The sequence below is a fragment of the Bacillus sp. 1021 genome, from assembly GCF_014534735.1.
Classification (GTDB): domain Bacteria; phylum Bacillota; class Bacilli; order Bacillales; family Bacillaceae; genus Bacillus; species Bacillus siamensis.
This window is the reverse complement of sequence record NZ_JACVSR010000004.1, coordinates 103,940-116,064: the sequence shown is the minus strand read 5'-3', so window position 1 is coordinate 116,064 and position 12,125 is coordinate 103,940. Positions and strand designations below refer to the sequence as shown.

Sequence of the window (12,125 nt, the reverse complement as noted above, 5' to 3'; positions counted from 1 at the left end):
TTATTTACTCTCCCTGCTTTTGCGTAATGGTTCTAAACAGCTTTCTTACGAGTGACGGCTCTTTATATTCCTGCCGAAACACCATGTCCTCCAGCCAATGGACATCGAATTGGCTTTCTTCTATATAATGCTCGATGTCTTGATGCCCCGGCGGATTATACAAGATGATATCAACGCCGAATTTATTTAAAAACAAAAGAGCGGCTGCGTCCGAACGTGTGAGTTCGCCATTTTGTTCGGTATGATATAAAACGAGTTTCGGAACGGTTTGGGCGTAATCAAATGTCTGAATCAATTGCAGCAGCGAGGCGGGCAGGTTCGTCGCCTGGCGGAACAAATAGATAGCGGCATCCCTTGCCTGCTCCCCGGGCAAAGCCTTCAGTCCGGGGTTTCTGCACATGTCAGAAATCACATTGGCGATCGCGCTCTGCACACCTGAAGGCAGATGCTTGTACTGCCAGATGTTGCTCCTTTTCAGCCTGTCCGCGTCAATCGCTCCTTCTTCGTTCAAAACCTGACTATAGTGATACTGGTAGTTGGCTTTCAGCTCTTCCGTAAACGGAAAACTGCGGATCATATGTGTCTCCTGGTAGTCCGCGGCGGTATGGAGTCTGTTCCAATATTCCTTCGTATCTTTGGAAACCCCCATCACCTTCGCAAAAAGGTTCGGAACGGCCACCCGCTCCCTGTCCGCTTTAAATTGCGGCCGGATAAACGCCCGCTCCTTCGCAATGAGAAATAACTCATCATACGTCGTTTTTAAGGTTACGGACTGCGGGGTGTGCTCCCTGAACTGCCAAGGCTTATACATCATGGATTCCTCATGGTTCAGCACATGCTCAATTTCTTTCGTTGACCGGTAGGCCGTCGTGGACGTTCTGTCCGGCTTTTCTTTCGGAAAAGGCTGAAGGCCGCCTGTTGCGGGGAGCTTTATCACAAGACTGAGCTCCTCATCCGGATCAATCATGCTGAACGGATCTTCCGCTGACGGATGAAACAATAGGACATCACAGCCGATCAGCATAAGATAATAGAGAAAATAGAGCTGGCTTTTGGTAGCGTCTCCATACCACACCACCTTCGGCATCTCACGCTCTATATCGGCTTGTTCGAGCCATGGATTCAGGTGGTTCAGCGAAAACTTTGACACATCTAAAAGCACCCGCCTGAAATCGGGATGATTCAGCCCGTTTTCATGCCGGTCCGCAAAAGTTTCCAAAAGCGTCATAAAAGCCGTTCTCAGCCGGCGGTGCATATGCGGATCAGCATGTTTGGCAAGCAGCCTGCCCCCGTCGAGAAACGCGACAAATCTGGAAACAGAAAGGCCTTTTTCCTTTTGATTGACCGAATGAATGTGCTGCAGCGCCTGAAACGTTTCCGGCGCGATGGTCTTATCCAGTGTCTCGCTCAACACATGAATGTTTTCATGAGAAGACAGCTCGAAAAGCTTATTGTAGTACTCCGTCTCATCATAAGGAGTGCCTAGAATCCGGACGGCTAGACGGGTAAACGCCAGCCCGTTTTGCCGCTCGTAACCGGGGCGTTCCGGAAGCGGCTGCATCAAAAACGTTTCCCAGTCATCGTTTTCCGGCTCGGCTTTTCGGATCACCAATTCTTCCTGCCTCATGATCTTCCTCCTTTCTCTTCATGATAATCGGTACAAAAAAGGAAGGAAATCAACTCTCCCTCCTTTTTTGGTTTTATTCTTCTTTAGATGCAGCCGTCTGCTCCTGAACCTGCTTTTGTTTGTTGAAATAGTGGATGATAAACGTCACCACAAACGCAGCGATGATGATTCCGAAGAACACCACGTGCGGCATTTCATAATCAAAAGCGCTCGCCGCCATTTTCACGGCGATAATCCCGATCAGCACGAAAGCTGTGTTTTCAAGCTCAGGGATTTTATCAATTAAAACAAGGAATACTTTTGCGACTGTACGCATCATGAGAATACCGAGCATACCGCCGATCAAAAGCACCCACACTTTTTCCGATACCGCGAACGCGGCCAAAATGCTGTCCACAGAGAAAGCAAGATCCATCAGTTCCACTGAAACGACAGTGGCCCAGAAAATCCCGAACGTACGGACCATCCATGAATTTTTCTTCATGCCTTCCGTATCGTCATCACCTTCTCCGATCCAGAAATGCTTAATGACGAGCCAAGCCAGGTACAGCGCGCCAAGCACTTTGATCCACCAGAACTTAATGAGCAGCATTCCGATTCCGATAAAGATAAAACGGAAAATATATGCCCCGAACAATCCGTACGTTAATGCTTTCTTCCGCTGTTTTTCCGGCAGATGCCTTACCATAACCGCAAGCACTAACGCATTGTCGGCCGACAGCAGCCCTTCCAGCAGAACCAGAGAACCGATCAGCCCCCATGATACAGGGTCAGTCAGCACCTCACCCCACATTTTCCAATCAAAAAAGGAAGCGTAGGTCGACATAATATGATGTAGAAAATCCAAGTTTTTTCCTCCTATTTAGTAAAACGGTAATTTCCTGCTTACACCTGCAAGCCGTAATTCCGGCAAAGTGATGCCAGACCGCCGGAAAACCCGCTGCCGATGGCGTTAAATTTCCACTCAGCCCCATGGCGGTAAAGCTCACAAACGACAACCGCCGTTTCAATCGAGAAGTCTTCCCCTAAATCGAAACGAAGCAGTTCATTCTGGCTGTTTTCATCGACGACGCGCACAAACGCGTTGGAAACTTGTCCGAAATTTTGGCCGCGCGCTTCCGCATCATGAATCGTGACGGTAATACCGATCTTTTCAATATTTGCGGGTATTTTTGAGAAGTCGACGATAATTTGTTCATCGTCTCCCTCGCCCTCGCCCGTCCGGTTGTCTCCCGTATGGATGACGCCGCCGCTCGGGTGTTCCAGGTTATTGTAGAAAACAAAATCAAGATCATTTACACAGTTGTCATGGGCATCGACCAGAAAAGCCGACGCGTCAAGGTCAAAGTCATGCCCTCCGGAGTACTTGTTCGTATCCCAGCCTAAGCCGATCACCGCTTTTGTAAGGCCGGGGTTCGTTTTTGTCAGATCAACACGCTGTCCTTTCGCCAATTGAATAGCCATGTGCCGTCTCTCCCTTCTGTGTTTGATATGGTTCAGCCGATTTGCAGACCGTAATCTGTCGCAATACGGGCCAGTCCGCCTTGATAGCCTGATCCGATCGCGGAAAATTTCCATTCGCCGTTATGTCTGTAAAGCTCCCCTGCGATAATGGCTGTTTCAATTGAGAAATCTTCAGCCAGATCATAGCGAATCAGCTCTTCATTTGTTTCTTCATTGACAATGCGTACAAACGCGTTGGAAACTTGTCCGAAGTTTTGGCCGCGCGCTTCCGCTTCATGAATCGTGATGACAAATGAAATTTTATCAATAGCGGCAGGCACTGCGCTCAGGTTGACTCTTACGCTTTCATCATCGCCCTCGCCCTGGCCTGTCAGGTTGTCGCCTGAATGTGCGACAGAGCCGTTTCCGCCTTCAAGCTGATTGTAGAAAATGAAATCATCGGGCGACGCGCATCTTCCTGCTTCATTTAATAGAAAGACGCTGGAATCTAAATCAAAATCATGTCCGCCGTCGTATTTGTTTGTATCCCAGCCAAGGCCGACAACGACTTTAGTAAGCCCCGGATTTGTTTTAGTCAAATCTACTTTTTGTCCTTTTGCCAATGAAATTGCCATGTGTGCACTCTCCTTTTTTTCGTTTAGGCGTATCGGTTAACGATATCGCCGATTTTCGTATCGTTTGTGCCTTCACCTACCGCAGCGAATTTCCACTCGCCGTCCTCGCGGTAGATTTCAGCCGCGATCAGGCTCGTTCTGCCTGAATAGTTATCTCTTAAATTGTAAGTCACCAGTTCTTCTCGGTTAGCCTGATCAACGACGCGGATGAACGCGTTTTGAATCATGCCGAAGTCCTGTTTTCGTCTGACGCAGTCGTAAATATTGACGACAAACACAAGTTTATTAATCTGAGCGGGCACTTTCGCCAAATCGATGAGAATTTGTTCATCATCGCCGTCGCCTTCTCCCGTCAGGTTGTCACCCGTGTGTACGACACCGCCGCATCGGCTTTTCAGATTGCCGAAATAGATGACATTTTTACTGTCTGTCATTTTATCATTTTCAAGCATCAGTACGGAAGCGTCACAGTCGATATTGGCACCGCCTCCGCCGAACAGTTTTCCGAAAAAGCCTCCGGATGATACAGGGTCCCAGCCGAGTCCGACCAGCAGTTTTGACAGGCCGGCTTTTCCTTTTGTTAAATCAATCCGCTGGCCTTTTTGTAAAGAGATCGCCATATGATTCACTCCTATTCTGTAAGGGTGCCGCTAAGCACGCCGCAAGTGCGCATTTTCACAAAATGTCGGGACATGAATCCCGGTATTTATTAAGATATACGTCTTTTATTATATCAAAGTTTCATAAAACATAAGAATTTTTGACGAAAATCGGCGAAAAATCACTTCCTATATTCTCCTTCGTTCCGGAGAGAATAGAAAAAACAAAGAAATTGACGGGGACTGAACATTTTTCCTATCCTTGTATCAAAACATGTCAGGAAAGGGGCAGACGAGTGATTGATTTAAGCATACTTGATCAGGCGCCAGTATCCAAAGGAAAAGGGCCGCACGAGACGCTCCGCCATTCTGCGGAGCTCGCCCGCCTCAGCGAAGGATGGGGCTATAAGCGGTACTGGTTTGCCGAGCATCACGGCACAAGAGGGCTCGCAAGCGTTTCGCCGGAAATTATGATCGCTCATACCGCCGCAGCCACAACGACTATCCGGGTCGGCTCAGGCGGCGTTCTGCTGCCGCAGTACAGCCCCTATAAAGTCGCGGAAACATTCCGCCAGCTTGAGGCGCTCCATCCGAACCGGATTGATCTGGGGGTCGGACGCTCACCGGGCGGCACGACGAAAATCCGGCTCGCCCTCACAGACGGGGTAAAGAAAAGCATGACTGAGTTCAACAGGCAGCTTCAGGATCTGTCATCCTTTTTGACAGATTCCGTCCCCTCGGACCATGCTTATGCCGGAATAAAAACAGCGCCTTTGATTGAAACAGCCCCGCAGCTTTGGGTGCTCGGCCTCGGGGAAAACAGCGCCAGGCGCGCCGCTCTTCAGGGTGCGGGTTATGTCTTCGGCCATTTCATTAATCCGGAACGCGGGGAAAAAGCTTTTCAGATCTATCGGGACCATTTCCGGGCCTCCGCCCATTTCTCCGCTCCCGCCTCGCTCTGTGCCATTTTCGTCATATGCGCGGCTACGGATGAGAAAGCGGAAGAACTCGCGTTAAGCCAGGATTTATGGCTGCTTCGTGTCGGGAAAGGTGCCGACAGCCGCGTGCCGAGTGTGGAAGAAGCAAAGGCTTACCCGTATTCGCCGGAGGACCGTAAGCAGATTGAAGAAAACAGGAAGCGGATGGTGATCGGCTCTCCCGCCGCAGTCAAACGCCGTCTGCTTGAACTTTCCGAACGTTATCAGACAAAAGAGATGATGGTGCTGTGCAACGTCTTTGATTTCGAAGCAAAAAAAGAGTCATATGAACGTCTCGCTGATTTATTTCTGTAAAAAAAAGCCGCCAAACGGAGCAGCAGATGAGCCTGCTGCACCGCTTAACGGCGGTTTTTTCGTTCTTTTCCTTTTTTAAACGCATTCCAAATCCCCTGCAGCGTAAAGCCGAGCAGAAGCAGAATGATTAACAGTAAAGTGATTGACGGCCCCGGAGGCGTTCCGAGCTGGTATGAAGACGTCAGCCCCGTGAACACACTGAACAGAGATATGGCAATGGCTGCCGTAAACACCCATTTAAATCCTTTGGCGATACGGATCGCAAAAGCCGCGGGCAATACGAGGAGCGCGGAAACAAGCAGCACGCCGATAATCGGAATAATGACCGAAATCGCAAGCCCCGTCACGATGCTGAAAGACATTGACAGAAGATTGGTGTTAATGCCGGATGTCTTCGCCGTCGCTTCATCAAAGGTAAGCAGATAGAGCGGCCTGTTTAAAATAATGAAATAAAGCAGGATCAGCAGGGTAATTCCGCCGATAATATAGACTTGCTGCTGGCTGACCGTCACAAGCGATCCAAATAAATATTGATCAATGCTCATCGACGCGCCGCCTTTTGACAGGCTGATCAGAAACATCGCAAACGACAGCCCGGCCGCCATTAAGATTGCGATAGAAACCTCTGAATATGTACGGTATGCCCGCCGCATGTATTCGATGCCGATGGCCCCGATCGTGACGACAACGATGCTCGCCGCCGTAATATTGGTACTGAGAAAAAAACCGATGGCGACGCCCGACAATGAAATATGAGACAGCGTATCCGCCATCAGCGCCTGTCTTCTCAGCACGAGATATACGCCTAATATCGGCGCCATAATTCCGATCATGCTTCCCGCTAGAAAAGCTCGTCGCATGAATTCCAAGTCAAACATTTCCATCCGCCTTTTTCCCCCCTCTCAAGCCGTATGACTTTATCCAAATACTGCTGTACTTCGTTTTGTTCGTGTGTCACCATGACGACGGTGCGGTTGTGATTTTTCACCTGATGGTGCATAAATTCGTAGAAGCCCTGTCTGCTTTCATAGTCAACCGCTGTTGTAGGCTCATCAAGCATCAGCAGATCCGGATTGCTCGCAAGCATTCTCGCAATGCAGATTTTCTGCTTCTGTCCGCCGGATAAGTCGCCGATTTTCCGATTGCGGAAATCCCACATCTCCACCATCTTCAGCGCGTTTTCTACTTCGTGATGATCCGTTTCGTTCAATCGTTTAAACCATTTTCCCTTCGTATAACGGCCGGATTGCACAAGCTCAAGAACCGTGCTCGGGAACCCCGCGTTAAATGAAGAAATCTGCTGCGGAACATAGCCGATTGTCAGGCGGTTTCCGGCTGCGTTTTTTTTACTGATCTCGGCCGTTCCTTCCCAAGGTCTGAGCATGCCGAGCATGACTTTCATGAGCGTCGATTTTGACGCGCCGTTCGGCCCTGTAATGCCGACGAATTCGCCGCTTTTGATTTCCAGCGACACGCCGTCAAGCACCGGTGTATGCGAATAACCAAAAACGATATCTTTTAATGTAACGAGATTCATGCTGACCTTCCTTTCCCGCATAGAAATAGTGTGCACCCTGCGGCGCACACTATGTTATTTAACCAATAGCGAATCTTTCAGTGCATCGAGGTTTTTCTCCATAATGTCGATATATCCGATGCCTTTATCCCGTTCTTTTTGGCTTAAACCTTCCAGTGTATTGAGCACTTCCGTTTTCGCGCCGATTTCACCGGCAAGTGTATCTGCAACTTTAGGCGATGCGACTTCTTCAAAGTAGATGATCTTCACATCATGCTGTTTGGCAAACGTTTTGAGATCTGCCAGTTTGGCCGCACTCGGCTCTTCTTCAGGAGAAAGGCCTGCAATCGCGACCTGTTTCAAGCCGTACTCTTTAGCGAGATAGCTGAACGCCGCATGCTGTGTGATCAATTCTTTTTTCGCCGCTTTATTTAATGTTGTACGGTATAGTTTATCAAGATCCTTCAGTTTTGCAATATATTCTTTACTATTTTTCTCATAGTATGCCTTATTCTTCGGGTCCTGTTTTACGATCTGCTCCGTAATGGTTTTGACCTCTTTTTGCGCAAGAACCGGGCTCAGCCAGACGTGAGGGTCCATGCTGCGGTCATGACCGCCGTGTTCATGCTCTTCTTCCTCTTCATCCGAGCCTTTGAGCAGGTCAATTCCTTTTGACGCCTTTACAAACTTCGCATGATTAGAACTCATGCTTTTTTCCGCTGACGGAACCCATGTCTCCATATATTCGCTGTTGTATACGAAAAGATCGGCGTTTTGAATGCCGGCGATATCCTTCGGCGTCGGCTCCCAATCATGGGGTTCGACCGAAGACGGGATGAGAATGTCTACATCGCCTTTGTCTTTTACAATTTGTTTTGTGAATTCGTACATAGGATAAAAGGTCGTCACGACGTGCAGTTTGCCGTTTTTCGAAGAACCTGACGAACCTTTTGAAGATGAATTGCCGCAGCCCGCCGCGATTAAAAAGCATGCCGCAATGACGATGATTCCGCTCCATTTTTTAAACAAGCCGTTTCCCCCTGTTCTTCAAATCAGAATGATGACGATTTCCGAATCGTACTTTCTCGCTCATTTGTTACCTATACCATAATAAAACGAAGTAATTACGTTTTGCAAGATATTTTTTCTAAATTGATATCCGATTTACCTATAAAGCCCCCGTCAGGTAAGGACAGGGGGGGTCTGACTCTTAGCAGGCCAGCAGATAGACTCTTGTTTCATAAGGGCGGAATGTGATGCGGGATTCCGCGCCGCCGCCATTTTCATAGTTGCTGAGAAGAAGCTCGGCGCTTTCAGGTTTGGAGCCATCCGGCCAATAAAAAACGGCTTCTTCTTTCGATACGTTGCTGATGGAGATGAGTTTTTGTCCGTTTGCCTGTCTTTCATACACAAACAGCTGCGGGTCATCAGGAAGCAGCAGCGTGTAGCTGCCTTTTATGACATCAGCATACTGTTTTCGCAGGCGGATCAGTTTTTTGTAAAAGTTCAATACAGAATCGGGATCATCCTGAGCCTCGGCTGCATTGACGGTTTTGTAATTGGGATTGACCTTCAGCCACGGTTCTCCCTTTGTAAACCCGGCATTCTTGCTGCCGTCCCACTGCATCGGTGTACGGGCATGGTCACGGCTTTTCGCCATAATGGACGCCATGACTTCTTCTCTGTCACAGCCCTTTTCAAATACCCTTTTGTGATACATATTGACGGTCTGAATATCCTGATAGTCCTCAATCCTGTCAAACGGGGCGTTTGTCATGCCGAGTTCTTCTCCCTGATAAATGTATGGCGTGCCTTTCATGAAATAAAGCAGGGCGGCAAGCATTTTGGCTGATGCCTTTCGGTATTTGCCTTCGTCTCCGAAGCGGGATACGATCCGGGGCTGGTCATGATTGCACCAATACAGCGTATTCCAGCCCTGATGTTCAAGTGTTTTCTGCCAGTCTGTAAGCACTTTCTTCAAATCGGCCAGCTCAAGCGGCTTTACATCCCAATGCTCTTGGCCCGGCTTCTGGTCAAGCTCCATATGCTGAAAATGAAAAATCATATTCAGCTCATGCTCATCGGTTCCCGTATAAACGAGCCCCTCCTCAGGCGTCACTGATCCGGCCTCGCCGACCGACATCACGTCATATTTGGAAAATACCTCTTTCGTCATTTCTTTTAAATAATCATGTATCCGTGCTCCGTTTGGCCGGAAAGGCTTCGGATCGGCCCGGCGAGCGATATAATCTTCATACGGCGGCAAGTATTCTTTTTTGGACAGAAAATGGAGCTGGTCTATACGCAAGCCGTCCACGCCTTTATCGAGCCAGAATCTCATCATCTCGTACACGGATTGCCGCATTTCGGGATTTTCCCAATTCAGATCGGCTTGTTTGACGGCGTTCATATGCAGATAATATTCGCCCGTATGTTCTTCGTACTGCCAGACGGATTGTCCGTAAGCCGACACCCAATCGGTCGGCGGGCCGTCCGCGGTGCCCGGCCGCCAAATATAATAATCGCGGTATTTGCTGTCGGGATTCATTTCCGCCTCTTTGAACCAAGGATGCTCTGTGGATGTATGATTTAAGACGAAGTCCATCACAAGCTTTAATCCTCGGCTGCGGCATTCCGCAAGCAGATCGTGAAAATCCTCCATCGTTCCGTATGATTCCATAATCGCTTGGTGATCTGTCACATCGTAGCCGTTGTCAACGTTTGGCGACGGGTAAATCGGGCAGATCCATATCACATCGGCGCCAAGCTCTTTTATATAATCGAGACGCGCGATAATTCCCCGCAAGTCACCTATGCCGTCACCATTCGTGTCTTGAAAGCTCCGCGGGTAGATTTGGTAGACAACGGCGTCTTTCCACCAGTCATTCGGCATCTTGGAGTCCTCCTGTTTTTTAGAGAACCATTTCCTTTATGATCCTTACCTAAACAAAAAAGAGAAGGTTTCCCCTCCTCTTTTATCTTTCCAGCTGAGACGGATAAAGCGTCATGCCTCCGTCGACGAAAAGTGTCGTTCCGGTCACGTAACTTGCTTCCTCCGACACCATCCATGCGGCGGCGGCTGCGACTTCTTCCGGTTTTCCGAAGGCGTTCATCGGAATTTTTTTCAGCTGGGCCTGTTTATGTGTTTCATCTTCCAGGTCCTTATTAGACTCCGTGGCGATCGTGCCGGGAGCGATGGCATTGACCCGGATGCCTTTGGATGCATAATTGAGCGCCATCGTTTCCGTCATCATTTTGATCCCGCCTTTGGATGCTGAGTACTGCACGTTTTCAGGGCGGGGTATTTGCTGATGGACGCTCGATATGTTTAAGACCGTTCCTTTTTTCCCGCGATCGAGCATATGTTTAAGGGCCGCTTTCGCCCCCAAAAAGGTGCCGGTCACGTTGACGTCGATGACCTTTTGCCAATCCTCCAGGCTCATTTCATGGGGCATCGCTTCGGCACCGTTAAAGCCGGAATTGTTGACCATCACGTCCACTCCGCCGAAATGCTCCTGTGCGGCATCAAACAGCGCCTGAATCTCATTCTCTGAGGATACATCGGCTTTTACGGTGACGGCTCTGCCTCCCGCTTTCTCAATCATGGCCGCTGTTTCATCTGCTCCGGCAGCATCACCGAGGTAGTTTACAACCACATTCATCCGCTCCTTGCCGAAGCGTTCGGCAATGGCTTTTCCGATTCCTTTCGAAGAACCTGTTACAATCGCCGTTTTTTCCTGTAAATCCTGATACATTGTCTCTTTTCCTCCCTGATGTTGATACAGGGCATGTACCCGGTTTTGATCGGCTGAAAACAGAAGGAATCATAAAAAGAACGATGAGACCGAAGCTCCACCGTTCATTTTCATTATGCGTAGTTGTTCATCTGCAGCCTTTTTTGCACGCCGACAAGCCGGCTGAAAAAATAAGATGCCGCTTTGTAGTTCCCCCGTTTATGAAAGAAATGGGCCGCATCCTGAAGCAGCTCCTCCGTGTCAGCCAACAGTTCCTTAGATTCCAGAATATCAAAATACTCTTTGAGCGAGTCCTGCCCGCCTTCCCCCTGATAAAGCTCTTTAATCAGACGGAATTTTGTCATATAGATCTCATCTTCCCACTCCGCCGCGCTTTTCATGCCCCGTGCGCAGCTGGCGGCGGCTTCACTGTATTTTTCCATTTTAAAGTATATATGTGTGAGTGAAAAAACAGCCTGAATGACCTGTTGGAAGCTGTGCGCTTCAAAGCCGGCAGCCGCACGTTCAAAGTCATCGGCCGCCTTGCAAAAGTCACCCAGACTGTACATACAGTGCCCGATATTATAATAGGCCGCAGCTATCATATATTGATCATCAAGCCGCTCCGCGTGCTCCAAGGCGCATTCGAGGTATTCCAGCGCTTTTTTATGCTGCTGGGCGTCCATCAAATTTCCGGCAATGATAAACTTGCACTGCACCCTTCTCATTCCGTATAATTCATATTTCTTGTAAATATCAAGCGCCTGTCCCGCGTAATTCATCGAAAAGAAAGTCTGCTTGATATGATAGTACACTTCAGAAATTTTATACAAAAACTCGGCTTTCTCTATGTCATCTTCCACATATTCAAGCTTTTCCTCAGCCCGTTTGTAATGAGAAATCGCTGAGATGAAGTTTTTCTGCTTAAATTCATACATTCCTCTGAAATAGTAAAAATAGTATTCCAGTAAACCGGTCAGCTTTTGCTGGTTCATCTCAATCTCAGTGAGCATTTCAGAGAACGGAGGCCGGCCGTCGCAGTCTTTCATGGGTTTTAATTTATCCAGCATGATGCGGTGCCGAAATTCCATCAATGAAAAATACAATAATAAGTCCTGGTTCTCTTCCATATCTTCGAGTTCATATTGAATCTCCCGCTTCAGCGCTTCAGCTTTATCGGCTTCAAACGCGCGGATCAGCTTATACCATTCATTCATCTTTACGGCTACTTCTTCAGATGGAATCTTGGATTTCATAGATTTGCCTCCTTCCTCCGGCT

General features: G+C 48.5%; 12 protein-coding genes. 1 reads left to right on the top strand and 11 read right to left on the bottom strand.

From position 1 onward, the window contains the following. Positions 1 to 4: 4 nt before the first annotated feature. The 5 genes from ICW23_RS15110 to ICW23_RS15090 form a co-directional block, all read right to left on the bottom strand. Positions 5 to 1,627: a YceG family protein gene (locus ICW23_RS15110; RefSeq protein ID WP_188154724.1), complete on the bottom strand. Its 1,623-nt coding sequence runs from the start codon at positions 1,625 to 1,627 to the stop codon at positions 5 to 7. Positions 1,628 to 1,700: 73 nt separating this feature from the next. Continuing rightward, positions 1,701 to 2,474, bottom strand: a complete 774-nt coding sequence (locus ICW23_RS15105; protein ID WP_003156644.1) for a TerC family protein — start codon at positions 2,472 to 2,474, stop codon at positions 1,701 to 1,703. Between the two features lie 38 nt (positions 2,475 to 2,512). Next, positions 2,513 to 3,091, bottom strand: coding sequence for a TerD family protein (locus ICW23_RS15100; RefSeq protein ID WP_003156645.1), 579 nt, complete (start codon positions 3,089 to 3,091; stop codon positions 2,513 to 2,515). A 32-nt stretch (positions 3,092 to 3,123) separates the two neighbouring features. Next, entirely contained in the window at positions 3,124 to 3,705 is a 582-nt protein-coding gene (locus ICW23_RS15095) for a TerD family protein (protein WP_016936834.1), read from the bottom strand. A gap of 23 nt (positions 3,706 to 3,728) precedes the next feature. Further along, positions 3,729 to 4,325 (bottom strand): TerD family protein, encoded by a 597-nt coding sequence (locus ICW23_RS15090; RefSeq protein ID WP_003156649.1) that lies wholly within the window; start codon positions 4,323 to 4,325, stop codon positions 3,729 to 3,731. Positions 4,326 to 4,600: 275 nt separating this feature from the next. On the opposite strand from ICW23_RS15090, the gene ICW23_RS15085 reads away from it, so the two are divergent. Beyond that, entirely contained in the window at positions 4,601 to 5,596 is a 996-nt protein-coding gene (locus ICW23_RS15085; RefSeq protein ID WP_045926292.1) for an LLM class flavin-dependent oxidoreductase, read from the top strand. 44 nt (positions 5,597 to 5,640) lie between these two features. On the opposite strand, the gene ICW23_RS15080 is transcribed toward ICW23_RS15085, so the two are convergent. The 6 genes from ICW23_RS15080 to ICW23_RS15055 all read right to left on the bottom strand — a co-directional run bounded on the left by ICW23_RS15080 (position 5,641) and on the right by ICW23_RS15055 (position 12,102). Further along, positions 5,641 to 6,480, bottom strand: coding sequence for a metal ABC transporter permease (locus ICW23_RS15080; protein WP_016936837.1), 840 nt, complete (start codon positions 6,478 to 6,480; stop codon positions 5,641 to 5,643). Further along, complete coding sequence (locus ICW23_RS15075) at positions 6,438 to 7,133, bottom strand: metal ABC transporter ATP-binding protein (protein WP_045926293.1); 696 nt, start codon at positions 7,131 to 7,133, stop codon at positions 6,438 to 6,440. Before ICW23_RS15075 ends, ICW23_RS15080 begins: the two co-directional genes overlap by 43 nt. 54 nt (positions 7,134 to 7,187) lie before the next feature. Next, a complete protein-coding gene (locus tag ICW23_RS15070) occupies positions 7,188 to 8,141 on the bottom strand; it encodes a metal ABC transporter substrate-binding protein (RefSeq protein WP_045926294.1) in 954 nt (317 codons plus the stop codon). A 181-nt stretch (positions 8,142 to 8,322) separates the two neighbouring features. Then, entirely contained in the window at positions 8,323 to 10,005 is a 1,683-nt protein-coding gene (locus ICW23_RS15065; protein ID WP_016936840.1) for a glycoside hydrolase family 13 protein, read from the bottom strand. 82 nt (positions 10,006 to 10,087) lie between these two features. Next, positions 10,088 to 10,867, bottom strand: a complete 780-nt coding sequence (locus ICW23_RS15060) for a glucose 1-dehydrogenase (protein WP_188154723.1) — start codon at positions 10,865 to 10,867, stop codon at positions 10,088 to 10,090. Between the two features lie 113 nt (positions 10,868 to 10,980). Continuing rightward, positions 10,981 to 12,102 carry a response regulator aspartate phosphatase gene (locus ICW23_RS15055; RefSeq protein ID WP_016936844.1) on the bottom strand — a complete coding sequence of 374 codons (1,122 nt, stop codon included), beginning with the start codon at positions 12,100 to 12,102 and terminating at the stop codon, positions 10,981 to 10,983. Positions 12,103 to 12,125 lie beyond the last annotated feature (23 nt).

Excerpts from the sequence above, each read along its gene's own strand:
- ICW23_RS15110 (WP_188154724.1), bottom strand. The coding sequence starts at position 1,627 with ATGAGGCAGGAAGAATTGGTGATCCGAAAAGCCGAGCCGGAAAACGAT.
- ICW23_RS15100 (WP_003156645.1), bottom strand. The coding sequence starts at position 3,091 with ATGGCTATTCAATTGGCGAAAGGACAGCGTGTTGATCTGACAAAAACG.
- ICW23_RS15095 (WP_016936834.1), bottom strand. The coding sequence starts at position 3,705 with ATGGCAATTTCATTGGCAAAAGGACAAAAAGTAGATTTGACTAAAACA.
- ICW23_RS15090 (WP_003156649.1), bottom strand. The coding sequence starts at position 4,325 with ATGGCGATCTCTTTACAAAAAGGCCAGCGGATTGATTTAACAAAAGGA.
- ICW23_RS15080 (WP_016936837.1), bottom strand. The coding sequence starts at position 6,480 with ATGGAAATGTTTGACTTGGAATTCATGCGACGAGCTTTTCTAGCGGGA.
- ICW23_RS15075 (WP_045926293.1), bottom strand. The coding sequence starts at position 7,133 with ATGAATCTCGTTACATTAAAAGATATCGTTTTTGGTTATTCGCATACA.
- ICW23_RS15065 (WP_016936840.1), bottom strand. The coding sequence starts at position 10,005 with ATGCCGAATGACTGGTGGAAAGACGCCGTTGTCTACCAAATCTACCCG.
- ICW23_RS15060 (WP_188154723.1), bottom strand. The coding sequence starts at position 10,867 with ATGTATCAGGATTTACAGGAAAAAACGGCGATTGTAACAGGTTCTTCG.
- ICW23_RS15055 (WP_016936844.1), bottom strand. The coding sequence starts at position 12,102 with ATGAAATCCAAGATTCCATCTGAAGAAGTAGCCGTAAAGATGAATGAA.